This window comes from Pantoea sp. QMID4, assembly GCF_030270445.1.
In the GTDB taxonomy this organism is placed as follows: domain Bacteria; phylum Pseudomonadota; class Gammaproteobacteria; order Enterobacterales; family Enterobacteriaceae; genus Pantoea; species Pantoea vagans.
In genome coordinates this window covers 1-2,865 of record NZ_BSXL01000017.1, presented here as the reverse complement: position 1 = coordinate 2,865, position 2,865 = coordinate 1, and the positions used below count along the sequence as shown (strand labels likewise).

1 rRNA gene is annotated in these 2,865 nt (G+C 54.0%); it reads right to left on the bottom strand.

Annotated elements, in window-relative coordinates:
• Nucleotides 1-41: 41 nt before the first annotated feature.
• Nucleotides 42-2,865, bottom strand: a 23S ribosomal RNA gene (locus tag QSK07_RS22540); the annotation flags it as partial.

Below are 2,865 nucleotides of genomic sequence, written 5' to 3'. Positions count from 1 at the left end.
AAGCTGAAAATCGTGTCTCTCAAAAACGCCTCTGGCGTTGTAAGGTTAAGCCTCACGGGTCATTAGTACCGGTTAGCTCAACGCATCGCTGCGCTTACACACCCGGCCTATCAACGTCGTCGTCTTCAACGTCCCTTCAGGACTCTCTGGGAGTCAGGGAGAACTCATCTCGGGGCAAGTTTCGTGCTTAGATGCTTTCAGCACTTATCTTTTCCGCACTTAGCTACCGGGCAATGCCATTGGCATGACAACCCGAACACCAGCGGTGCGTTCACTCCGGTCCTCTCGTACTAGGAGCAACCCCCCTCAATTCTCCAGCGCCCACGGCAGATAGGGACCGAACTGTCTCACGACGTTCTAAACCCAGCTCGCGTACCACTTTAAACGGCGAACAGCCGTACCCTTGGGACCTACTTCAGCCCCAGGATGTGATGAGCCGACATCGAGGTGCCAAACACCGCCGTCGATATGAACTCTTGGGCGGTATCAGCCTGTTATCCCCGGAGTACCTTTTATCCGTTGAGCGATGGCCCTTCCATTCAGAACCACCGGATCACTATGACCTGCTTTCGCACCTGCCCGAGCCGTCACTCTCGCAGTCAAGCCAGCTTATGCCATTGCACTAACCTCACGATGTCCGACCGTGATTAGCTGACCTTCGTGCTCCTCCGTTACTCTTTAGGAGGAGACCGCCCCAGTCAAACTACCCACCAGACACTGTCCGCAGCCCGGATTACGGGCCTACGTTAGAACATCAAACATTAAAGGGTGGTATTTCAAGGTTGGCTCCACGCAGACTGGCGTCCGCGCTTCAAAGCCTCCCACCTATCCTACACATCAAGGCTCAATGTTCAGTGTCAAGCTGTAGTAAAGGTTCACGGGGTCTTTCCGTCTTGCCGCGGGTACACTGCATCTTCACAGCGAGTTCAATTTCACTGAGTCTCGGGTGGAGACAGCCTGGCCATCATTACGCCATTCGTGCAGGTCGGAACTTACCCGACAAGGAATTTCGCTACCTTAGGACCGTTATAGTTACGGCCGCCGTTTACCGGGGCTTCGATCAGGAGCTTCTCCTTACGGATAACCCCATCAATTAACCTTCCGGCACCGGGCAGGCGTCACACCGTATACGTCCACTTTCGTGTTTGCACAGTGCTGTGTTTTTAATAAACAGTTGCAGCCAGCTGGTATCTTCGACTGGCTTCAGCTCCGGGAGCAAGTCCCTTCACCTACGCGCCAGCGTGCCTTCTCCCGAAGTTACGGCACCATTTTGCCTAGTTCCTTCACCCGAGTTCTCTCAAGCGCCTTGGTATTCTCTACCTGACCACCTGTGTCGGTTTGGGGTACGATTCTGTGTTACCTGATGCTTAGAGGCTTTTCCTGGAAGCTGGGCATTTATCACTTCAGCACCGTAGTGCCTCGTCGTCACGCCTCAGTGTTAAAGTGCACCGGATTTGCCTGGAGCACACACCTACACGCTTAAACCGGGACAACCGTCGCCCGGCTGATATAGCCTTCTCCGTCCCCCCTTCGCAGTAACACCGAGTACAGGAATATTAACCTGTTTCCCATCGACTACGCCTTTCGGCCTCGCCTTAGGGGTCGACTCACCCTGCTCCGATTAACGTTGAACAGGAACCCTTGGTCTTCCGGCGAGCGGGCTTTTCACCCGCTTTATCGTTACTTATGTCAGCATTCGCACTTCTGATACCTCCAGCATGCCTCACAGCACACCTTCAGCGGCTTACAGAACGCTCCCCTACCCAGCAACGCATAGCGTCGCTGCCGCAGCTTCGGTGCATGGTTTAGCCCCGTTACATCTTCCGCGCAGGCCGACTCGACCAGTGAGCTATTACGCTTTCTTTAAATGATGGCTGCTTCTAAGCCAACATCCTGGCTGTCTGTGCCTTCCCACATCGTTTCCCACTTAACCATGACTTTGGGACCTTAGCTGGCGGTCTGGGTTGTTTCCCTCTTCACGACGGACGTTAGCACCCGCCGTGTGTCTCCCGTGATAACATTCTCCGGTATTCGCAGTTTGCATCGGGTTGGTAAGCCGGGATGGCCCCCTAGCCGAAACAGTGCTCTACCCCCGGAGATGAGTTCACGAGGCGCTACCTAAATAGCTTTCGGGGAGAACCAGCTATCTCCCGGTTTGATTGGCCTTTCACCCCCAGCCACAGGTCATCCGCTAATTTTTCAACATTAGTCGGTTCGGTCCTCCAGTTAGTGTTACCCAACCTTCAACCTGCCCATGGCTAGATCACCGGGTTTCGGGTCTATACCCTGCAACTTAACGCCCAGTTAAGACTCGGTTTCCCTGCGGCTCCCCTATACGGTTAACCTTGCTACAGAATATAAGTCGCTGACCCATTATACAAAAGGTACGCAGTCACCCCCATAAAGAAGGCTCCCACTGCTTGTACGTACACGGTTTCAGGTTCTGTTTCACTCCCCTCGCCGGGGTTCTTTTCGCCTTTCCCTCACGGTACTGGTTCACTATCGGTCAGTCAGGAGTATTTAGCCTTGGAGGATGGTCCCCCCATATTCAGACAGGATACCACGTGTCCCGCCTTACTCATCGAGCTCACAGCACGTGTGCTTTTGTGTACGGGAGTATCACCCTGTACCCTGCGACTTTCCAGACGCTTCCACTAACACACATGCTGATTCAGGCTCTGGGCTGCTCCCCGTTCGCTCGCCGCTACTGGGGGAATCTCGGTTGATTTCTTTTCCTCGGGGTACTTAGATGTTTCAGTTCCCCCGGTTCGCCTTGCAGCACTATGTATTCATGCTGCAATGATGCACTGAGTGCACCGGGTTTCCCCATTCGGACATCGACGGCTGTAGCGGTTCATATCACCT